Annotated in this window: 20 protein-coding genes; 16 read left to right on the top strand and 4 right to left on the bottom strand. The window is 70.2% G+C overall.

Features of this window, described 5'->3' with window-relative positions; translation table 11 throughout:
* Positions 1 to 52: 52 nt before the first annotated feature.
* The 3 genes from OG587_RS40835 to OG587_RS40845 form a co-directional block, all read right to left on the bottom strand.
* Positions 53 to 511, bottom strand: coding sequence for a peroxiredoxin (locus OG587_RS40835; protein ID WP_329084202.1), 459 nt, complete (start codon positions 509 to 511; stop codon positions 53 to 55).
* A gap of 83 nt (positions 512 to 594) precedes the next feature.
* Positions 595 to 1,023 carry a DUF3052 domain-containing protein gene (locus tag OG587_RS40840; RefSeq protein ID WP_329084203.1) on the bottom strand — a complete coding sequence of 143 codons (429 nt, stop codon included), beginning with the start codon at positions 1,021 to 1,023 and terminating at the stop codon, positions 595 to 597.
* Positions 1,024 to 1,146: 123 nt separating this feature from the next.
* Complete coding sequence (locus tag OG587_RS40845; RefSeq protein WP_329084204.1) at positions 1,147 to 1,554, bottom strand: secondary thiamine-phosphate synthase enzyme YjbQ; 408 nt, start codon at positions 1,552 to 1,554, stop codon at positions 1,147 to 1,149.
* 1,464 nt (positions 1,555 to 3,018) lie between these two features.
* On the opposite strand from OG587_RS40845, the gene aceE reads away from it, so the two are divergent.
* Together aceE and OG587_RS40855 are read left to right on the top strand one after the other, a co-directional pair.
* Positions 3,019 to 5,766 carry a pyruvate dehydrogenase (acetyl-transferring), homodimeric type gene (aceE, locus tag OG587_RS40850; RefSeq protein WP_443075338.1) on the top strand — a complete coding sequence of 916 codons (2,748 nt, stop codon included), beginning with the start codon at positions 3,019 to 3,021 and terminating at the stop codon, positions 5,764 to 5,766.
* A gap of 93 nt (positions 5,767 to 5,859) precedes the next feature.
* Complete coding sequence (locus tag OG587_RS40855) at positions 5,860 to 7,437, top strand: alpha/beta hydrolase (RefSeq protein WP_329084205.1); 1,578 nt, start codon at positions 5,860 to 5,862, stop codon at positions 7,435 to 7,437.
* A 12-nt stretch (positions 7,438 to 7,449) separates the two neighbouring features.
* Here the strand turns inward: OG587_RS40855 and OG587_RS40860 are convergent, their stop codons facing one another.
* Positions 7,450 to 7,650: a transporter substrate-binding domain-containing protein gene (locus OG587_RS40860; RefSeq protein ID WP_329084206.1), complete on the bottom strand. Its 201-nt coding sequence runs from the start codon at positions 7,648 to 7,650 to the stop codon at positions 7,450 to 7,452.
* 124 nt (positions 7,651 to 7,774) lie between these two features.
* Between OG587_RS40860 and OG587_RS40865 the strand changes: the two genes are divergently transcribed.
* The 14 genes from OG587_RS40865 (at position 7,775) to fabF (ending at position 20,839) form a co-directional block, all read left to right on the top strand.
* Positions 7,775 to 8,473 (top strand): hypothetical protein, encoded by a 699-nt coding sequence (locus OG587_RS40865; RefSeq protein WP_329084207.1) that lies wholly within the window; start codon positions 7,775 to 7,777, stop codon positions 8,471 to 8,473.
* On the top strand, positions 8,470 to 9,516 hold the full coding sequence (locus OG587_RS40870) for a peptidoglycan-binding domain-containing protein (RefSeq protein WP_329084208.1): 1,047 nt from the start codon (positions 8,470 to 8,472) through the stop codon (positions 9,514 to 9,516). The genes OG587_RS40865 and OG587_RS40870 overlap by 4 nt, the downstream gene beginning before the upstream one ends.
* Positions 9,517 to 9,584: 68 nt before the next feature.
* On the top strand, positions 9,585 to 10,280 hold the full coding sequence (locus OG587_RS40875) for an ABC transporter ATP-binding protein (RefSeq protein ID WP_329094156.1): 696 nt from the start codon (positions 9,585 to 9,587) through the stop codon (positions 10,278 to 10,280).
* The gene (locus tag OG587_RS40880) at positions 10,277 to 11,482 is read left to right on the top strand and encodes an ABC transporter permease (RefSeq protein ID WP_329084209.1); all 1,206 of its coding nucleotides are present in this window, start codon (positions 10,277 to 10,279) and stop codon (positions 11,480 to 11,482) included. Before OG587_RS40875 ends, OG587_RS40880 begins: the two co-directional genes overlap by 4 nt.
* A gap of 273 nt (positions 11,483 to 11,755) precedes the next feature.
* Complete coding sequence (locus tag OG587_RS40885; RefSeq protein ID WP_329084210.1) at positions 11,756 to 12,409, top strand: response regulator transcription factor; 654 nt, start codon at positions 11,756 to 11,758, stop codon at positions 12,407 to 12,409.
* Complete coding sequence (locus OG587_RS40890) at positions 12,406 to 13,542, top strand: sensor histidine kinase (RefSeq protein WP_329084211.1); 1,137 nt, start codon at positions 12,406 to 12,408, stop codon at positions 13,540 to 13,542. The genes OG587_RS40885 and OG587_RS40890 overlap by 4 nt, the downstream gene beginning before the upstream one ends.
* A gap of 138 nt (positions 13,543 to 13,680) precedes the next feature.
* Positions 13,681 to 14,112 (top strand): hypothetical protein, encoded by a 432-nt coding sequence (locus OG587_RS40895; RefSeq protein ID WP_329084212.1) that lies wholly within the window; start codon positions 13,681 to 13,683, stop codon positions 14,110 to 14,112.
* 44 nt (positions 14,113 to 14,156) lie between these two features.
* The gene (locus OG587_RS40900; RefSeq protein WP_329084213.1) at positions 14,157 to 15,317 is read left to right on the top strand and encodes a glutathionylspermidine synthase family protein; all 1,161 of its coding nucleotides are present in this window, start codon (positions 14,157 to 14,159) and stop codon (positions 15,315 to 15,317) included.
* Between the two features lie 22 nt (positions 15,318 to 15,339).
* Positions 15,340 to 15,828, top strand: a complete 489-nt coding sequence (locus OG587_RS40905; RefSeq protein WP_329084214.1) for a DUF350 domain-containing protein — start codon at positions 15,340 to 15,342, stop codon at positions 15,826 to 15,828.
* Positions 15,829 to 16,141: 313 nt separating this feature from the next.
* The gene (locus OG587_RS40910) at positions 16,142 to 17,251 is read left to right on the top strand and encodes a PucR family transcriptional regulator (RefSeq protein WP_329094158.1); all 1,110 of its coding nucleotides are present in this window, start codon (positions 16,142 to 16,144) and stop codon (positions 17,249 to 17,251) included.
* Positions 17,252 to 17,368: 117 nt separating this feature from the next.
* The gene (locus OG587_RS40915) at positions 17,369 to 18,280 is read left to right on the top strand and encodes an ACP S-malonyltransferase (protein WP_329084215.1); all 912 of its coding nucleotides are present in this window, start codon (positions 17,369 to 17,371) and stop codon (positions 18,278 to 18,280) included.
* Positions 18,281 to 18,287: 7 nt separating this feature from the next.
* A complete protein-coding gene (locus OG587_RS40920; protein ID WP_329084216.1) occupies positions 18,288 to 19,244 on the top strand; it encodes a beta-ketoacyl-ACP synthase III in 957 nt (318 codons plus the stop codon).
* A gap of 65 nt (positions 19,245 to 19,309) precedes the next feature.
* Positions 19,310 to 19,549 carry an acyl carrier protein gene (locus OG587_RS40925; protein ID WP_329084217.1) on the top strand — a complete coding sequence of 80 codons (240 nt, stop codon included), beginning with the start codon at positions 19,310 to 19,312 and terminating at the stop codon, positions 19,547 to 19,549.
* Between the two features lie 57 nt (positions 19,550 to 19,606).
* Complete coding sequence (gene fabF, locus OG587_RS40930; RefSeq protein WP_329084218.1) at positions 19,607 to 20,839, top strand: beta-ketoacyl-ACP synthase II; 1,233 nt, start codon at positions 19,607 to 19,609, stop codon at positions 20,837 to 20,839.
* The last annotated feature ends 1 nt before the right edge of the window (position 20,840 follow it).

Here is a 20,840-nt window from a genome sequence, read left to right on the forward strand (position 1 = left end):
GAGAGGTCGGACCGGCGGGCACCTCGCGAGCGGGCGTCCGCCGGATCACCGCTTAGGGAAGGTCGGCGAGCACCTTGCGGTACTCGGCGACGTCGCGGGCCTGCGGAATCGGGTTCACGACGCGCCAGCGGACCACGCCCTCGCCGTCGATGATGAAGGTCCCGCGTCCCGCGTAGCCCTTCTCGTCATCGAACACACCGTACGCCCGCGCGACCTGTCCATGCGGCCAGAAGTCGGAGAGCAGCGAGAAGGCATAGCCCTTCTGATCCGCCCACGCGCGGTGGGCGAAGATTGAGTCAACGGAGATCGTAAGAATTTTAACGTCTTCGGGCATGTCGACGACGAGCTCGTCGCGAACGGCGTCGAACTCGTTGCCGCAGACGCCGCTGAACGCCAGAGGGTAGAAAATCAGCACGATCTTTTTGCCCCGGTGCTCGGAAAGCTTGACCGGGGTGCCGTGCTGGTCCCTCAGCTCGAAGTCGGGAGCCTGGTCACCCACCTCGATCGCCATGAGCGGGGATCCTTTCCTCGGCTGACGGCAGGCGTCATCATCCTGCCGTACGGCCCGCGCGAGCCGTACGGCAGGGCGGACCCTTAGCGGCGCGCCTTGGGCGTCGCCAGACGCGTCCCCGACCAGTCGGGAGCGGCACTGATGCTGCTGGTCTGCGAGAGACCCGCAGTGGTGGCGTCTTCCCCGATGTCGCTCGGCTCCACGTGCCCGTCCCGGCCGGCTTTGGGAGTGAGCAGCCAGATCTGGCCGCCGTCGGTGAGGTTGGTCACCACGCTGCTCAGGGCGTCGAACAGATCGCCGTCACCATCACGCCACCAGAGCAGCACGACGTCGACGACGTCCTCGAAGTCTTCATCGACCAGCTCGTTACCGGTCAGCTCCTCGATGGAGTCGCGCAGATCGTCGTCGGTGTCCTCGTCCCATCCGACCTCCTGCACCACCTGACCCGGCTTGAGGCCGAGTCGTTCGGCCAGGCCGCGTTCGCCCTGCGCCTGACCCGCGGTCGCGCTCACGTTTGTCCCTCCTGCTTGAATGGCCCCGCAATCACACGGTGCTCAGAGTGCTTCGGCACAGTCCACACGCTGTGACCCTCAGTCGTCAACGGTCGCCACGGCAACGACTGGGCTACGTATGAATTAGTCCGACAAAAATGACAAACGGACCTGGCGTTCCAGATTGTCGACGTTGAGATCCACCACGGCGATGGATTGCCAGGTTCCCAGCGCGAGCCGTCCCGAGAGAACCGGGACGGTGGCGTACGGCGGAATGAGGGCGGGCATGACATGCGACCGTCCATGCCCTCGTGATCCGTGCGCATGCCTCCATCTGTCGTCGGCCGGAAGCAGACCCTCCAAGGCCGCGAGCAGATCGTCGTCGCTGCCTGAGCCCAGCTCCAGCAGCGCGACCCCCGCGGTCGCGTGGGGCACGAAGACGTTCAACAGGCCGTCGCCCCCACATGACCGGACGAAGCTCTCGCACTCGGAGGTGATGTCGTGCACCCGTTCCCGGGAACCCGTTACCACCTCGATCGTCTGAGATCTCACATACCGATCCTACGATCCATCGTGAGCTGCGATGACGACCGCACCCGGTCGCGGAGACGACGGGCGGTCCTCGCCGCCGCCCGATCTTCCCCCGGTACGGGGCCAAGATCGACGTGTCCGGCTCCCGGAATGTCCTCCCCTGGACCGTTCCCCGCCGGGAGAAGCCGGGGCGGGGCTTCGGACACGCCGGCCGGATGTGACGCGCGTCCGGGCCGCGGGGCCGGACGGCGGCCTCGTACGCGCCGGCTCCCGCCGGGGCCGCGATGATCGTGGAGACCGTCCTCCTCGTCCCGGCGTTCACCGGGCCGGATCGGTGGGCCGGGCACGGAAACAGGGCGGCCACGACGCGAAGGGGCTCGGCGCGGCCTTGGCCGAGATCTCCCTTTCCCGGCGGGCCGATGCCACCGATTCGCAAATTTTCCACCTCATGATGACAAGCCCGACCGGACTCAACCGGCGGGGGCTCGTCCGGGCGGGAGCCTCGCCGTGATCGCGTGCGGCCCGGGGACCGTTCGTAGCCCTCCGGTCCCGGCGCCGGTCACGGTACCGCTCACGGTTGGCGTGCGAATCGTTACCAGTTCGGCACGGAGCACCACGGGCCGGACGCCTTGTTTCCCACACGGGGAAGCGCGAGGAAGCCTCGGAGGCCCCCGCTCCGGCCGATCTTCCATGAGCCCCGTTCCGTCAGAACCGGGCCGCCTCCCGTGAGATCCGCGCCGTCCGAACCGGCCGCCTCCCGTGAGACCCGTTCCGTCCGAACCGGCCGCCTTCCGTGAGACCCTTTCTGTCCGAACCGGGCCACGTCGGCCCGGATCACCGTTCCGCCTCACGAACCGGGCGTCCTGCCGGTGCGCGGCCATCGGGTGGCGGACCCGGTGGCCGGGCGGGCGATCCGTCCTCCGCGTCCGGCGTATCCGACCCCGCGAAGACCCGATGAAGACCCGATGGAGGGCCTGCAGAGGGCGCGGCAGGGGACTCGGCAGGAGGAACGGTGCGAAAGATGGCGGGAAAGCAGCAGGAAACAGGGCGAAAAACGGTACGCGGGACGCCCCGAAGGGCACCTTCGGGGAGGATCATGCGTTGTATACGGTGAGGGTCCCGATCGCGCCACCCGGGCACGTCGGGTGGAGACGGGAGGGCACTCGGGGGACGATCTCCGAAGACCCTCTCAAAGGGACCCGAAGACCCCCTCTGGGGACCTCCGAAGGTCCTTGAGGGGTCTCCGAAGGCAGATGAGACGGCGGGTCTCAGATTCCCAGGGAGGGAGTCTGTAAAAAAGAGGGAACCTCGATGTAACCTTTGGTGGCGATTCGTCCTACCATCGGTGGTCTAGGCCACTTTCGTATCACTGCCAGCAGGGATCTCCTGGTTACCGGTAAGTAGAGATGCACTTTCCGGGGTAAGCGACCAGGATGGAAGACGACCTACACCAGACAAAAGTCCATCCTCGGAAGGCGAGACCCAGTGGCTTCCGGACGCCAGCGTTTCTCGATCATCAGCGACGGCCTACCAAGCCAGCTTCCTGATGTCGACCCCAGCGAAACCCAGGAGTGGCTCGAGTCGCTCGACAACGTCATAAAGACGGAAGGTCGCACTCGGGCCCGTTATCTGATGCTCCGGCTGTTGGAGCGCGCCCGCGAACACCAGGTCGGGGTGCCCGGCCTGCGCAGCACCGACTACATCAACACCATCCCGCCGGAGCGCGAGCCCTGGTTCCCCGGCGACGAGTACGTCGAGCGCCGGATCCGCGCCTACACGCGCTGGAACGCGGCCGTGATGGTGACCCGGGCCAACGCCCGCACCAACGTCGGTGGGCACATCGCCACCTACGCCTCCGCCGCGTCGCTCTACGAGGTGGGCTTCAACCACTTCTTCCGCGGCAAGGACCACGGCGAGTCCGGAGACCAGGTCTTCTTCCAGGGCCACGCCGCACCGGGCATCTACGCCCGCGCCTTCCTGGAGGGCCGTCTCAACGAGGCCCAGCTCGACGCCTTCCGCCAGGAGCTCTCGCACGGGTTCAAGGGCCTGCCCTCCTACCCCCACCCGCGCCTGATGCCCGACTTCTGGGAGTTCCCCACGGTCTCCATGGGTCTCGGCCCGATCGGGGCGATCTACCAGGCCCGGTTCAACCGCTACCTGCTTAACCGGAAGATCAAGGACACCAGCCGGAGCCATGTCTGGTGCTACCTCGGCGACGGCGAGATGGACGAGCCCGAGTCGCTCGGCGCGATCGGCCTGGCCGCCCGCGAGGAGCTCGACAACCTCACCTTCGTCATCAACTGCAACCTGCAGCGTCTCGACGGCCCGGTACGCGGCAACGGCAAGATCATCCAGGAGCTGGAGTCCTACTTCAGGGGCGCCGGCTGGAACGTCATCAAGGTCGTCTGGGGCCGCGACTGGGACCCGCTGCTCGCGGCCGACGTCGACGGCGTGCTGGTCAACAAGATGAACACCGTCCCCGACGGCCAGTTCCAGACCTACTCCGTCGAGACCGGCGGATACATCCGCGAGAACTTCTTCGGTGACGACCCGCGCCTGCGCAAGATGGTCGAGCACCTGTCGGACGAGGACATCCGCAAGCTGTCGCGCGGCGGCCACGACTACCGCAAGGTGTACGCGGCCTACAAGGCGGCCCGCGAGCACGTCGGCCAGCCGACGGTGATCCTCGCCCAGACCATCAAGGGCTGGACCCTCGGCAAGGACTTCGAGGCGCGCAACGCGACGCACCAGATGAAGAAGATGTCCAAGGCCGACCTGAAGGAGTTCCGCGACCGGCTCTACCTGCCGATCCCCGACTCCGCCCTCGAGGGCGACCTTCCCCCGTACTTCCACCCGGGCGAGAACGACCCCGAGATCCAGTACATGAAGGAGCGGCGCGCGGCTCTGGGCGGTTTCCTGCCCAAGCGCGTGATGCGTGCCAAACCGGTCACGCTTCCCGGCGACGCCGCCTACGCGCAGCTGAAGAAGGGCTCCGGCAAGCAGAACGTCGCCACCACCATGGCGTTCGTCCGCCTGCTCAAGGACCTCATGCGCGACAAGGAGATCGGTCACAGGTTCGTGCCGATCATCCCGGACGAGGCGCGCACCTTCGGTCTCGACGCGATCTTCCCGACGGCGAAGATCTACTCGCCGCACGGCCAGACGTACGAGGCGGTCGACCGCGAGCTGCTGCTGTCGTACAAGGAGTCGACCGAGGGTCAGATCCTGCACGAGGGCATCAGCGAGTCGGGGTCGATGGCCTCCACGATCGCGGTCGGCTCGTCGTACGCCACGCACGGCGAGCACATGATCCCGATCTACATCTTCTACTCGATGTTCGGCTGGCAGCGCACCGCCGACCAGATGTGGCAGCTCGCCGACCAGATGGGCCGGGGCTTCCTGCTCGGCGCCACCGCCGGCCGCACCACGCTGAACGGCGAGGGCCTGCAGCACGAGGACGGTCACACCCCGCTGATCGCCTCGACGAACCCGGCGGCGGTCTCGTACGACCCGTCGTGGGGGTTCGAGGTGGCCCACATCGTCAAGGACGGCCTGCGGAGGATGTACGGCGAGCAGCCGGAGAACATCTTCTACTACCTGACCGTCTACAACGAGCCCTATCTCCAGCCCGCCGAGCCCTCGGACCTGGACGTGACGGGCCTGCTCAAGGGTCTGTACAGGTTCGCCCCGGCTCCGGCCGTGTCCGGGCCGAAGGCCAACATCCTCGCGTCCGGCGTGGCCGGGCCGTGGGCCGTGGAGGCCCAGCGGATGCTGGCCGAGGACTGGGGTGTGGCGGCCGAGGTCTGGTCGGCCACCTCCTGGGCGGAGCTGCGCCGCGACGCGCTCGCCGTCGAGGAGCACAACATGCTCAACCCCGACTCCGAGAAGCGCGTGCCGTACGTCACGCAGGCGCTGTCGGCGGCCCAGGGGCCGTTCGTGGGCGTGAGCGACTACATGCGGGCGGTCCAGGACCAGATCGCCCAGTGGGTTCCCGGTGACTGGAGCTCGCTCGGCACCGACGGCTTCGGCCTGTCGGACACCCGGTCGGCGCTGCGCCGCCACTTCCACGTGGACGCGGCCTCGATCACCCTGGCCGTGCTCACCCAGCTGGTCAACCGGGGCGAGCTCGACCAGGAGGTGCTGGGCGACGCCATCTCCATGTACCACCTGAAGAACGGCGTGACCGAGGCCGCGGGCGCCGAGAGCAACGACACCCAGTCCATGGGAGTTTGATCGTCCCCGGGCGGGTTCTCCTTTTCATGGAGGGCCCGCCCGGTTAGTGTTAATCGCTCCCCCCGGCTACCGAATCCAGGGGGAGAGCGTTCCATGGCAAGAATCCTTAGGGCGGCCGCGACGGTCACGGCCCTGTCGACCGTGCTCTCCGCCTGCGGTGGTGGCCCCGGCGGGGGCGGTTCCCCCGGAGGCGGTCTTGTCGGAGGCGAGGTCGTCTCGGGTACCTCCCAGCCGACCCTCACCTCGACCGCCACCCCCGGGGAGGCGATCGCCTGGGGCCCGTGCACCGACATCAAGCGGCCCGGCGGCGAGGCCCCCGCGAAACCGAACCCCGCACAGCAGTGCGGGAAGCTCAGGGTCCCGCTCGACTACGCCAAACCGGACGGCGAGTCCATCGAGATGGCCGTCATCCGCGTCAAGGCCACGAACCCCGGCAGGCGGATCGGCTCGCTGGTCTTCAACTTCGGCGGCCCCGGCGCCTCGGGCGTCGACACCATGGCCCAGGCCGCCAAGGCCTTCGCCACCCTGAACAGCCGCTTCGACCTGGTCAGCTTCGACCCGCGAGGGGTCGGCCGCAGCGACGGTGTCAGGTGCGGCGACAACGCGGTGATGGACAGGTTCACCTCGATGGACACCCTGCCCGCCAACGAGACCGAGCGCGCCAGGAGCCGGGAGATCACCAAGGAGTTCGTGACGGCCTGCGGGCAGAGCTCGGGCAAGTTTCTGCCCTACGTCGGCACCGTGAACGCCGCCGCGGACATGGACCGCCTCCGCGCGGCCCTGGGCGAGAAGCAACTGGACTACTTCGGCATCTCCTACGGGACGCAGCTCGGCGCGGTCTACGCGACCAGGTTCCCGCGGAACGTGGGCCGGTTCGTGCTGGACGCCCCGCTGGACCCGGGCGTCTCCATGGCGACGCGCACGATGGTCCAGACGAAGGGGTTCCAGCACGCCTACGAGGCCTTCCTGAAGGACTGCGCGAAGCAGCCCCGCGAGTGCGAGATCGGCAGCGACGCGACGATCGCCAACAAGAACGTCATGAAGCTCATGGACGAGCTGAACGACAAGCCGCTCAAGGTCGGCGGGCGCCTCCTGACGCAGGGGCTGGCGGGCATCGGCATCGCCGCCGCGCTGTACTCGAAGATGACCTGGCCGCTGCTGGACCAGGCGCTGGGCCAGGCGATGAAGGGCGACGGGCGGATCCTGCTGGCGCTGGCCGACAGCTACAACGGCCGCCAGCCCGACGGGAGCTTCACGACGCTCATGAGCAGCTTCCCCGCGATCAGCTGCGTGGACACCGCGGAGCGGCCCACCCCCGAGCAGCTGACCGCGCTGGAGAACGAGACGCTGAAGGCCTCCCCGCTGTTCGGCGGCGCGGGGATGGGCCTGATCTGCTCGATGTGGCCGGTTCCCGGCAGCGACGCGGCCAAGCAGATCAACGCCACGGGCTCGGCGCCGATCCTGGTGATCGGCGGCACCGGCGACCCCGCCACGCCCTACGAGTGGGCTCCGAAGCTGGCGGGGGAGCTCAGGACGGGCGTGCTGGTGACCTACAAGGGCGAGGGGCACGGCGCCTACCTGTCCGGCAACTCGTGCGTCAAGAAGCTGACCGACGCCTACCTGATCGACGGGAAGGTCCCGGACAGGGGAATCATCTGCACCGGCTCGTGACGCGGTGGGGGCTCAGCAGGTCTCCAGGCGAGGCCTCGCGGTCTCGAAGCGGAAGCCGACCCTGCCCAAGTGGTTCTTGAGCAGGCGTTTCATGGTGCCGTCCGCGTACATCGACGTGATCACTTCGTTGATCTTCCGGCAGGCCACCGGGTCTCCTGGCCTGAGCGCGACGCCGTACCGCTCGGAGGTGAGCCTGAGGGACCCCTCGTTCACTGTGCTTTGCCAGAACATTACACACCCGGAAGGGCGGCGGACCTAAAGGTGAGTTAAGCGAATTCGCTTAAGGGGTGTTTAACAGGGTCTCCGCTATACCTGTTCCCATGCGAAGGGAATGGCGATGAACAAATATGTGACAGCGGTGGCGGCCATCTCCTTGGTGGCGCTGGCCGGGTGCGGGCAGACCGGGGGCGCGAAGGTCGCCTCCGCCGGAGAACCGGCCGCCTCGGCCACCCCCTCAGCGTCGTCGCAGGCCGACGGGCTGAAATTCGCCCAGTGCATGCGGGAGAACGGGGTCGACATGCCCGATCCCGAGCCGGGCGGTAACAACGTGATGCTGCGCGGAAAAACCGACGACGATACCCTTAAAAAGGCGTCCGAGACCTGCCGGAAATACAATCCGGTCGGCTCGGGAAAGAAAATGCTGAACGACCCGAAGACCCAGGACGCCCTCCTGAGGTTCGCCCGGTGCATGCGGGAGAACGGGGTCGACATGCCCGATCCCGAGCCGGGCGGTAACAACGTGATGCTGCGCGGAAAAACCGACGACGATACCCTTAAAAAGGCGTCCGAGACCTGCCGGAAATACAATCCGGTCGGCTCGGGAAAGAAAATGCTGAACGACCCGAAGACCCAGGACGCCCTCCTGAGGTTCGCCCGGTGCATGCGGGAGAACGGGGTCGACATGAAGGACCCCGACTTCTCCGGGGGCGCGGTCCGCATCGGCGGGGAGGGGATGGACCCGGAGTCACCGCGGACGAAGAAGGCCATCGAGTCCTGTCAGGAGCACCTGCCCGGCGGCCTCGGGAAGCGGCCGTGAGGCGGGGCGGGGTCCTCGCCGGGACGGCCGCGGCGGTCCTGCTCGGCGCGGGGGGCGTGACGGTGGTCGCGCTGACCGGCCAGGACGACGTCCCGGCGGCCGCCTCGGCGGCCCCGGCGCCACTGGCCGAGATCACCCGCTCGGATCTGGTGGACACCAAGGCGGTGGACGGCACGCTCGGCTACGCGGGCCGCAGGGAGTTGCCCAACCACGCTCCCGGAACGGTGACCCGGGTGAGGAAGACGGGCGCCGTCGTGCGCCGGGGCGGCTGGCTCTACCGGGTGGACGGCCGACCGGTGATCCTCATGTACGGCGACATACCGATATATCGCACTCTGTCCTCCGGAACGGGCGGCAAGGACGTCGAACAGCTGGAGCGCAACCTCAAAGCCCTCGGCCACGACCCCGGAACGGTCGACCGCGACTTCTCCTGGCGGACCGAACAGGCCGTACGGGAGTGGCAGGAGGAGGCGGGCCTGGCCGAGACCGGCACGGTCGGCGCGGCGCAGGTCGCGGTCGCCTCGGGTCCGGTCAGGATCGCCGGGGTGGCCGCCGAGGCCGGGACCACGGCCGGACGGTCCGTGGTGACCACGACGAGCACCCGCAGGGTCGTCCACGTCGACCTCGACTCCGACGACCAGCGGCTCGCCAGGATCGGCGCCCCGGCGACGGTGAACCTGCCGGGCGGCGGCCGGGGCAGGGGCCGGATCACCTCGGTCGGCACGGTCGCCGAGCCCGTGCGGGAGAACGGGCAGCCGACCGGCGAGTCCACGATCGACCTCGACGTCACCCTGGACGACCCCGGCGACCTCGGCCGCCTCGACCAGGCCCCCGTGATGGTAAACCTCCGCAGCGAGCGGCGCGCGGACGCGCTCTCGGTGCCGGTCGAGGCCCTGCTCGCCCTGCGCGAGGGCGGGTACGGCCTGCGGCTGGCGGGCGGCCGGACCGTCCGGGTCGAGACCGGCCTGTTCGCGGCGGGCCGCGTCGAGGTCTCGGGAGCCGGGCTCGCCGAGGGCACGAAGGTCGAGGTCCCGCGATCGTGAGCCGGAACCTCGAACGACCGTTCCTCCGCGCGGAACAGGTGCCCGCCGTACGGGCCGGGCGACACCCGGTGATCGAGCTGTCGGGGGCGGAGAAGAGCCACCCGGGCGGGGTCCGCGCCCTGCGGGGCGTGGACCTGCGCGTGGACGCGGGCGAGCTCGTCGCGATCGTCGGCCCCTCGGGGTCGGGGAAGTCGACCATGCTCCATCTGATCGGCACTCTCGACCGCCCCTCGGCGGGAACCGTCCGCATCGCCGGGCACGACGCCGGGACGCTCCCCGACAGGGAACTGTCCGCGCTGCGCGCCCGGCACATCGGATTCGTCTTCCAGCGGTTCCACCTGGCCGCCGGGGTGAGCGCGCTCGACAACGTCGCCGACGGGATGCTGTACGGCGGCACCCCGCGCCGGGAACGGCGGGAACGGGCCGCCGACGCGCTCGGGCGCGTCGGCCTCGGGCACCGGCTGGCCCACCGGCCGCACGAGCTGTCCGGCGGCGAGTGCCAGCGGGTCGCGGTGGCCAGGGCCGTGGCCGGAGGACCGTCGCTGCTGCTGGCCGACGAGCCGACGGGAAACCTCGACAGCTCCTCGGGCCGGGGCGTACTCGCGATCCTGCGCGAGCTCAACGCCTCCGGCACCACCGTGGCGATCATCACCCACGACGAGGAGGTGGCCGCCGCGGCCCCGCGCCGCGTCAGGCTGCGCGACGGCGTGATCGTCGCCGACGAGCGGTCCGCCGGCGTGAGCCGTGAAGGGGGCACGGCATGAGCTCCGGGACCGGGCGTGACCTGGTGCCCGGACGGCTCACCTGGGCGGACCTGCTGCGGGTGGGGGCGTCCGGGCTGCGGACCAGGCCGGGGCGGGTGGTGCTGTCGGCGCTGGGCATCGCGCTCGGCGTCGCCACCATGGTCTCGGTCGTCGGGATCTCCTCCTCCAGCAGGGCCAGGCTCCTCGACGAGCTTGACCGGCTCGGTACGAACCTGCTCATCGTCACCCCCGGCCGGACCCTCTTCGGCGCCGCGGCCGCGCTGCCCGAGAGGTCGGTCGCGATGGCCGCCGGGATCGGCCCCGTGACCAGCGCGAGCGCCACGGGAGACACCGGCGGGAGCGTACGGCGGACCGACGCGATCCCCCGGGAGCGCACCGGCGGCCTCGCCGTCCGGGCGGCCTCGCCGGACCTGCCGACCACGCTCCAGACCCGGGTCGAGCGCGGCGTCTGGCTCAACCGGGCGACGGGCGCGCAGCGGGCGGTGGTGCTCGGAGCGGTGGCGGCGCGGCGGCTGGGCGTGGGGAACGTGGGCGAGCAGGTCTGGATCGGCGGGCAGTGGTGGACGGTCGTCGGCGTCCTGGCTCCCTCGCCGCTCGCCCCGGAGATCGACCGGTCCGTGCTGACCGGCTTCGAGGCCGCCCGTACCCACCTCGGCTTCGACGGCCACCCGACCACGCTCTACACCCGCTCGGCCGACGAGGCCGTCGGCGACGTACGGGAGGTGCTGCCCAGGACCGTCAACCCGGAGAACCCCGAGGAGGTGGAGGTCAGCCGGCCGTCCGACGCGCTCGTGGCCAAAGCTGCGGCCGACGGGGCGTTCACCGGCCTGCTGCTCGGCCTCGGCGGGGTGGCTCTGCTGGTCGGCGGGGTGGGCGTGGCCAACACCATGGTCATCTCGGTACTGGAGCGCCGAGGGGAGATCGGCCTGCGGCGCTCGCTCGGTGCCACCAGGGGCCAGGTGCGCGCCCAGTTCCTGGCCGAGTCGCTGCTGCTGTCCGGCGCGGGCGGCGCCGCGGGGACGATGCTGGGGACGCTGGTGACGATCGGGTACGCGGCCGTGGGCGACCTGCCCGCGGTGGTTCCCCCCTGGGCCCTGGCCGGCGGTGCCGGGGCGGCTCTCCTGGTCGGGACCGTCGCGGGGATCTACCCCGCGATGCGCGCGGCCCGCATGTCGCCGACCCTCGCCCTCGGCACCGCCTGAGCGCCGCACCCCCTCCCCCGTGCCCCGCGTCCGCGCCTCGGGGCCGGGGGAAAGGGGCCGCCGACCGGGCAGGCACGGCCGGGGAGACACGGCCGGGGAGACACGGCCGGGGAGACACGGCCGGGGAGACACGGCCGGGGAGACACGGCCGGGGAGACACGGCCGGGGAGACACGGCGGAGAAGGAGCAGCCGGGGCGGGCCGATGCACGGGCCGGTGCGTGGGCCGGGGTCCTTTATCCGTTGTTTAGCCGCGGGAAAGCAGGATGACGCCCATGCGAGTGCTCATTGCGGAGGACGAGCGGGTGCTCGCCGACATCGTGGCGACCGGCCTGCGGCGGGAGACCATGGCCGTGGACGTCGTCTACGACGGCGACGCGGCGCTGGAGCGGGCGGCGGTCAACGACTACGACGTGATCGTGCTGGACCGGGACCTGCCGGTGCTGCACGGGGACGAGGTCTGCCGCCGCCTGGTCGCCGGCCGGATCCCCGCCAGGATCATCATGCTGACCGCCGCCGGTGACCTGCGCTCGAAGGTCGAGGGCCTGTCGATCGGCGCCGACGACTACCTCACCAAGCCCTTCGACTTCCCCGAGCTGGTCGCCCGGCTGCGCGCGCTGGCCCGCCGGTCCCCCCAGTCGGTGCCGCCGGTGCTGAGCAGGGCGGGCATCACCCTGGACCCCGGCCGCCGCGAGGTCTTCCGCGACGGCCGGTACGTGGCGCTGAGCCCCAAGGAGTTCGCGGTGCTGGAGATCCTGATGCGCGCCGACGGCGGCCTGGTCAGCGCCGAGGACCTGCTGGAGAAGGCATGGGACGAGAACATCAGCTACTTCACCAACTCGGTCAGGGTCACCGTGATGACCCTGCGCAAGAAGCTCGGCACCCCGCCGGTGGTGGAGACGGTGACCGGGTCGGGATACCGGCTTTGACCTCGCGGCGCATCTCGGTGCGGCTGCGCCTGACCCTGGTCTACGGCAGCCTGTTCTTCGGGGTGGGGGTCGTGCTCGTCGGGGTCAACTACCTGTTCGTGCAGGACGTGCTCTCCCGGCCCTCGAAGGCGGTCGTCCAGAAGCTCCCCGAGGCGGTGGCGGGTCTGAGAACGGCGCAGCCGTCCGTGGTGTCGCTGCCCAAGGACACGGTCTTCCTGCGGGCCATCAGCGACGTGCGGGCCCAGTACCGCGAGGACGTGATGGGGTCGATGCTCCAGTGGTCCCTGCTGGCGGTCGCCGTCGTCGGGGTGGCCGGGCTGGCGATCGGCTGGATCGTGGCCCGCCGGGCGATGGCCCCGCTGCAGACGATGACCGAGGCGGCCCGCCGCCTGTCGGAGAGCACCCTGCACGAGCGGATCGCCCTGGGAGGTCCCCGCGACGAGATCCGGGACCTGGCCGACACCTTCGACTCCATGCTGGAACGCCTCAGCCGCGCCTTCGACAGCCAGCGCAGGTTCGTCGCCAACGCCTCCCACGAGCTGCGCACCCCCCTGGCGATCAACCGGGCGCTGCTCCAGGTCTCCATGACCGACCCCGGCCTGCCCAGGCAGGTCAGGACGGTCGGCGCCGAGCTGCTGAACGCCAACGCCCGCCAGGAGCGGCTGATCGAAGGGCTGCTCCTGCTGGCGCAGAGCGAGCGCGAGCCCGCGGAACGCCTGCCCGTGGACCTCGCCGAGCTCGCGGAGAGCGCCATGACCTCGGCCCCCGAGACCACCGCCGACCTGCGCCCGGCCCCGGTGGAGGGTGACCCGGTGCTGCTGGAACGGATGATCGGCAACCTGCTGGACAACGCCGTGAAGTACAACGACGAGCGCGCCCTGGTCGTCCTGCGCACCCACAGGGACCGATGGGGAAGCGTCGTCACCGTGGAGAACACCGGCCCTGTCGTCCCCTCGGGCCGGGTCGAGGATCTCTTCGAGCCGTTCCGCCGTCTCGACCGCGACCGCACCGGCTCGGCCGGGGGCGCCGGTCTCGGCCTGTCCATCGTCCGCGCGATCGCCCAGGCCCACCGCGGCTCCGCCGAGGCCCGCCCCCGTCCCGGCGGGGGGCTGGTGGTCACCGTACGGCTGTGAACCCGGCGTCGGGGCGGGCCGGTGCGGCTCGTCCCGCCACCCCGCGCGGCACCGGCGATTCCCCCGAAGATCTGGATGACCGGTTGAACAGACAAAACCGCATCGATACCCTGTGGCGACGCATCTCATTGGAGCTCGATGGCCGCACGACCACAACACCCACTGGCCTCACCGCAGAACCCCTCCGGCAAAACGCCACCCAAGTCCTCGGGTTTCAAGGCCTCCAGGGCGATCACCATCACCGGGATCGGTGTCGTGTCGCTGCTCCTGGTCGGCTACTGCTCCGCGCAGGAGGACTACGAGGAGGTGGGCGCCGAGTGCGTCGACCTCAACAGCCGCCTGCCGGACGGCACCTACGCGGTCGTGGACGAGGACTTCTGCGACGACGACCAGCACTACTACGGGGCACGAGGCGCCTACGGCTGGTACTACGGCGGCGTCAGGTCCGGCACCCACATCCGGCAGGGCACCACCGTGCGCCCCTCGGACGTCCAGATCACCAGCCGTAAGGGCACGGTGATCCAACGGGGCGGCTTCGGCGGGCGCGGCGGATCGGGCGGCGGGAGCTGATCCGGCGCCGATGAGCAAGCCGATGAGCAACAGGTGAGCAGGAGATGAGACGCGAGACCTCGCTCCCCCGCGACGACTGGGAGAGCGTCATCGAGGGCCACGGCCTGGCCTACCACCGTTCGGCCCACCCCGAGGGCCTCGACCGCCCGTACTGGGACGAGACCGTCCAGTACGTCTTCTCCATGGACGAGGTCCTCGACCTGGAGAACCAGGTCGAGGAACTGCACCGGATGTGCCTGCACGCCGTGGAGCACGTCGTCACCAAGGGCCGCTACGCCGACTTCGCGATCCCGCAGTGGGTGGCCCCGGAGATCGCCGCGTCCTGGGAGCGGAACGACCCGCACCTGTTCGGCCGTTTCGACCTGCGCTACGACGGGACCGGCCCCGCCAAGATGCTGGAGTACAACGCCGACACCCCCACCAGCCTCCTGGAGAGCTCGGTGGTGCAGTGGTTCTGGCTGCGCGACCGCTACCCGGACGACGACCAGTGGAACTCCATCCACGAGCGGCTCATCGCCAGGTGGCAGCAGATCTCGACCGGCCTGCCCACCGGGCCCACGCACTTCGCCTGGACCAACATGGACGAGTCAGGCGAGGAGGTGATGACCCTCGCCTACCTGCAGGAGACCGCCGACCAGGCCGGGCTCAAGACCGTCGCGGTGGCCATGGAGGACATCGGCTGGGACGACCTCAACCTCCGCTTCGTCGACATGGAGCGCAGGGTGATCCGCTCGCTCTGCAAGTTGTACCCGTGGGAGTGGGCCGTCGCCGACCCGTTCGGGACGCGGGCGGTGCGCCAGCAGGTCTCGACGACCTGGATCGAGCCGCTGTGGAAGATGCTGCTGTCCAACAAGGCGCTGCTCGCGGTGCTCTGGGAGCTGTATCCGGGGCACCCGAACCTGCTGCCCGCCTATCTCGACGGTCCCCGCGACCTGTCCTCGTACATCGTCAAGCCGCTGCTCGGCCGCGAGGGCGCCAACATGCGGATCGTCAGCCCCGGCGAGCACGTCGAGACCCTCGGCGGCTACGGCGCCGAGGGATACGTCTACCAGGAGTTCCAGGCGCTGCCCCTCTTCGAGGGCTGGCGTCCGGTGCTCGGCGCCTGGGTCGTCCACGACGAGGCGGCGGGTGTCGGCATCCGCGAGACCTCGGGGTTCATCACCGACGACACGTCGTCATTCGTCCCGCACCGCATCGAACTCTGAGTCCCGGAAAGAGAAACAACACATGAGTCCCACCCCCGTGCCGACCACGCCCGTGCCCGTCATGCCCGGCGCCGAGACGCTCTCGCTCATCGAGACCCTCGGGCGCGGCGCGCTCGCGATCGCCTCGTACGCCGCGCTCGGCGTGATCCTGCTCATCATCGGCTTCTACGTGATCGACCTGGTCATCCCCGGCAAACTCAGCAGGCTCATCAAGGAGGAGCGCAACCCCAACGCCACCCTGCTCACCGGCTCCGGGCTGGCGGCCGTCGGGCTGATCGTGGCGGCCTCCATCTGGTCCTCCGGCGGCGCCCTGCACGAGGGCCTGCTCGCGACGCTGGTCTTCGGCCTGGTCGGCATCGCCGTGCAGACCGTGGCGATGATCGCGTTCGACAGGGTGGCGGGCATCTCGGTGCGCGAGCTGGTCACGGAGGCGGAGCTCCAGCCGGGCGCCCGGCTGCTCGCGGTCACCCACCTGGCCATCGGGCTGATCACCGCCGTCGCGGTCGTCTGAACCCGCGTACGGCCGCGCCCGGCGCGCCCCCGTCCCGCGCGTCCGCGTCCCGGTGGAAACATGGGATACGGACGCGCGGGACGGGGACGCGGCCGGACGCGCGGGACCCGGTCGTGCGGGACGTACAGGATCGGGAGGCGCACGCTGTCCGGAACCGCGGCTGGCGCATCTCGTGCGACCTGGCACTCTTAGTGGCGTGAGGGAGCGGAGCGAGCGAGTGTTCAGGCACAGCGACGTCGTGACCGGGAAGGACGGGAGGGATCCCGACTCCGACCGGGTCCGGGAGGACACCACGCGCCGGCTGGAGCGGGCCATGGGCACACTGGGCACGGCCGCCATGTCCCGCATGGACGACCGGCTGATGTGGTTCCGCGCCCTGTCGGCCGAGGACAGGTCCTGGGTCGGGCTCGTCGCCCAGGCCGGGATCGCCGCGTTCGTGGAGTGGTTCCAGCACGCCGGCGAGGGCCGCCCGACGCCCAGCATCGAGTTCTTCGGCACCGCGCCCAGGGAGCTGAAGCGGTCCATCTCGCTGCAGCAGACCGTCGACATCGTGCGGGTCGTGGTCGAGGTGGTCGAGGCGCAGACCGGGGAGCTGGCCGCGCCCGGCGGGGAGGACCAGCTCCAGCAGGCGATGCTCCGCTACACCCGCGACGTCGCGTTCGCCGCCGCGCAGGTGTACGCACGGGAGGCCGAGGCTCGCGGGGCGTGGGACGCGCGGCTGGAGGCGCTGATCGTGGACGCCCTGGTCAGGGGCGAGGTCGACGACGGCCTGCACTCGTGGGCCGCCGCGCTCGGCTGGACCTCCGCCCCCGTCGTGGTGCTGGCCGGGCAGACCCCGGACGACGACCCTCAGGCGGTCATCGACGCGCTGCGCGACCGGGGCCGCAGGTCGGGCCTGGACATGCTGGCCGGGGTGCAGGGCGACCGGCTGATCGTGATCGTGGGCGGGGCGGACAGCGTCGCCGCGGCGGCCAGGCACGTGGTGCCGCGTTTCGGCGCCGGTCCGATCGTGATCGGGCCCGAGGTGGCCGACCTGCACTCGGCCGCCAGCTCGGCGCGGGCGGCGATGGCCGGGCTGCGGGCCGCCGCGGGGTGGCCGGACGCGCCCAGGCCTGTCCACGCCGAGGACCTGCTCGCCGAACGGGCCATCGACGGCGACGGCGACGCCAGGGCACAGCTGATCGAGAACGTCTATCTGCCGCTGATCGGCACGCCGCTTCTCGACACCCTCGCGACCTACCTGGAACAGGGCACGTCCCTGGAGGCGACGGCCCGCCTGCTGTTCGTCCATCCGAACACGGTGCGCTACCGTCTGCGTAAAATCACAGAGTTGACCGGCTATCAGCCGACCGAGGGACGATCCGCCTTCACCCTCCAGGTGGGGCTGATTCTCGGGCGTCTGTCCGAAACGCCGGTGACCTAAAGCCCTTTACTTAATCTCCACGAAACTCCCACTGTAGGTTCCCTACAAAGAAGTGGGGACAAACTTCGTCTGGATCTCCATCCATGTATTGAACCTCTACAGGGCAGGCTGGATTTTGTGCTCGTCATCGTCGCTCCGGGCCAGGGTGCCCAGACTCCAGGCTTTCTCAGTCCATGGCTCGAACTACCGGGCGTGGCCGATCGGCTGACCGCTTGGTCGGAGCTGGCCGGCCTCGATTTGATCGCCTACGGGACCACCGCCGACGCGGACGAGATCCGTGACACCGCCGTCGCGCAACCACTCCTCGTAGCCGCCGGGCTGGCCGTCGCCGAGGTGCTCGGGGCCTCCCCCGACCTCGTCGCCGGGCACAGCGTGGGCGAGTTCACCGCCGCCGCGCTGGCCGGGGTGATCACCCCCGAGCAGGCCGTCGGCCTCGTCCGCGAGCGCGGCCAGGCGATGGCCAAGGCCGCGACGATCACCGAGACCGGCATGTCGGCCGTCCTCGGCGGCGTCGAGGAGGAGGTCCTCGCGGCCATCGCCGACAAGGGGCTCACCCCCGCCAACATCAACGGCGCCGGGCAGATCGTGGTCGGCGGCACGCTGGAGCAGCTGGCGGCCTTCAAGGCCGAGCCGCCCGCGCGGGCCCGGGTGATCGCGCTGTCGGTCGCCGGCGCGTTCCACACCGCGCACATGGCCCCCGCGGCCAGCCGCCTGCGCGAGGCCACCGCGGGTATCACCCCGGCCGACCCCGTCGTCACGCTGCTGTCCAACAGCGACGGCTCGGCGGTCACGAGCGGCGCCGAGTTCATGGAGCGCCTGGTCACCCAGGTCGCCAACCCGGTGCGCTGGGACGCCTGCATGGCCACGATGGCCGAGCGCGGCGTCACCACGATGATCGAACTTGTCCCCGGCGGCACGCTCACCGGCCTGGCCAAGCGTGCTCTGCGCGGGGTGACGACCGTCGCCCTGAAGACCCCCGACGACCTGGAGGCCGCGCGAGCCGCCCTTGAGTCACCTGAGGAGCGGTGATCGACGAATGAAGATCTCACAGGGCGCGCCCGGCGCGAGGATCCTGGCCTTCGGCCACTACCAGCCTTCCAACGTGGTCACCAACGACGACCTGTCGGCGACCATGGAGACCAACGACGAGTGGATCCAGAGCCGCGTCGGCATCAAGGAGCGCCGGATCGCCCCGGACAACGAGTCCGAGATCGACCTGGCCGTGCAGGCGGGCGGCAAGGCCCTCGCCGCGAGCGGCCTGGCGGTCTCCGACATCGACCTGGTGATCGTCGCCACCTGCACGCTGGAGACGCAGATCCCCAACGCCGCCGGCCGGGTGGCCACCCGGCTGGGCATCGACGCCCCCGGGGCGTTCGACGTCAACACCGCCTGCTCGGGCTTCTGCTACGCGCTCGCGCTCGCCAACGACGCGATTCGCGCCGGCTCGGCGACCAACGTGCTCGTCGTCGGCACCGAGAAGCTCTCCCAGTGGATCGACTGGACCGACCGGGCCACCGCGGTGATCTTCGCCGACGGCGCGGGCGCCGCGGTCGTCGGCCCCTCCGACACCCCGGGCATCGGTCCCGTGGTGTGGGGCAGCGCCGGCGACAAGTTCGACGCGATCATCATCAAGGACCGCGACTCCTTCCTGCACCAGGAGGGCCAGACCGTGTTCCGCTGGGCGACCACCGCGCTTCACCCCGTCGCCAAGGAGATCTGCGAGCGTGCCGGGGTGGACCCGGCCGACCTCGCGGCCTTCGTACCCCACCAGGCCAACCTTCGCATCATCGAGGCGATCGCCCGCAAGCTCGGCGCGGACAACGCCGTCATCGCCAAGGACATCGTCCTGGCGGGCAACACCTCCGCCGCCTCGATCCCGCTGGCCCTGTCCCGGATGATCGAGCGCGGCGAGGTCCAGTCGGGCGGGCTCGCCCTGCTGCTGGGCTTCGGCGCGGGCCTGACCTACGCGGGCCAGATCGTCGAGATCCCCTAAAGCTTCCGCGCGGCCCCGCCGCACGGGATACCAGAAGAACCACGATTCCAAGGAGAACACGCGACATGGCTCTGACCGAGCAGGAGATCCTCGCCGGCGTCGGCAAGATCATCAACGAGATCACCGGGATCCCGGCCACCGAGGTCACCCCGGAGAAGAGCTTCGTCGACGACCTCGACATCGACTCGCTGTCCATGGTCGAGATCGCCGTCGCCGCTCAGGACGAGTTCGGCGTCGAGATCCCGGACGACCAGCTCAAGCACCTCAAGACCGTCAAGGACGTCATCAACTTCATCCAGAACTGAGACGTCCCGGCTCTTTCCCCAGATCAGTTTGACCAGCGATTCACAAGGAGCGCAGCAGTGAGTACAGACCAGGTACGTGTCGTCGTCACCGGGCTCGGCGCGACCACGCCCCTCGGTGGAGACGTCGCCTCGACCTGGTCGGCGCTCCTCGCCGGTCAGTCGGGGATCAGCAACATCACGGCCGACTGGGTGGACTCCGTCCCGGTGAAGTTCGCCGCCTTCTCCGCCGTGGACCCGACCGAGGTCCTGCCCCGGCCGGAGTCGCGGCGGCTGGACCGGGCCGAGCAGTTCGCCCTGGTCGCGGCTCGCGAGGCGTGGGCACACGCCGCGATCGACAAGGTCGACCCCGAGCGGCTCGGCGTCGTCGTGGGCAGCGGTATCGGGGGCATCACCACGATCCTCGCCGCCTACGACACCTTCAAGGAGAGGGGCTGGCAGCGGCTCTCACCGTTCACCGTGCCCATGCTGATGCCGAACGGCGCGGCGGGCTGGATCGGCATCGAGGTCGGCGCGCGCGCCGGCGTCCACGCCACGGTGAGCGCCTGCGCCACCGGCGCCGAGTCGATCGGGTACGCCATCGAGATGATCCGTTCCGGCCGGGCCGACGTGGTCGTGGCCGGCGGCACCGAGGCGGCCATCCACCCGCTGAACATCGGGTCCTTCGCGGCCATGCGCGCCATGTCCACCCGCAACGACGAGCCGCAGCGCGCCTCCAGGCCGTGGGACAAGGGCCGCGACGGCTTCGTCCTCGGCGAGGGCGCCGGCATCGTCGTGCTGGAGTCCGAGGAGCACGCCCTCGCGCGCGGCGCCACGATCTACGCGGTGGCCGCCGGGGTCGGCTACTCGGCCGACGCCCACCACATCGCCCAGCCCGAGCCGAGCGGCGCCGGGGTCATGCTGGCCATGCGCCGCGTCCTGGAGAACGCCGGCCTCACCGGCCAGGACATCAAGCACGTGAACGCGCACGCCACCTCCACCCCCGCGGGCGACGTGGTGGAGACGAGGGCGATCAAGGAGGTCATCGGCGACCACCCGCTGGTCAGCGGCACCAAGTCGATGACCGGTCACCTGCTCGGCGGTGCCGGCGGCATCGAGTCCGTCTTCACCGTCCTCGCACTGCACGAACGACGCGCACCCGGAACGATCAACGTGGACGACCTCGACGACGGTGTCGAGGTCGACATCGTGCGCGGCGAGCCCCGCGCCCTTCCCGGCGGTCAGATCGCCGCGATCAACAACTCCTTCGGGTTCGGCGGGCACGACGTCGCCGTGGCCTTCACCAGCATCTGAC

The sequence above is a fragment of the Streptosporangium sp. NBC_01469 genome (assembly GCF_036227305.1).
In the GTDB taxonomy this organism is placed as follows: domain Bacteria; phylum Actinomycetota; class Actinomycetes; order Streptosporangiales; family Streptosporangiaceae; genus Streptosporangium.